Origin of the sequence: Pseudomonas sp. PA27(2017), assembly GCF_001945445.1 — a bacterium.
Lineage (GTDB): Bacteria > Pseudomonadota > Gammaproteobacteria > Pseudomonadales > Pseudomonadaceae > Aquipseudomonas.
The window spans coordinates 1-270 of the sequence record NZ_MSXW01000064.1 but is presented as its reverse complement, the minus strand read 5'-3'; positions in this window follow the sequence as shown (position 1 = coordinate 270).

The following is a 270-nucleotide window of genomic DNA, read 5'->3' as shown; positions in this document are numbered from 1 at the left end:
GACGAAGTGGCTAAAACTTACACAACTCGCCCAATGCACCCTGCCCGTCGGGCGGCTGAGGGTTAACTCAATAGACACGGCTAAGCATGTAGTACCGACAGTGGAGAACTGGCGGACGGGGATGATTGCTGGCTTCTTTTTTTTTTTTAAACCCCTGATTTTCCTAGAGAAAGTCAGGGGTTTTTCTTTGTGTGTCGTAAATTAGTCGTAAGTATCTATGATTACTGCTTGCGTAAGGGCGCTCATGCTTTACCTTCACGCCGGCTGAGA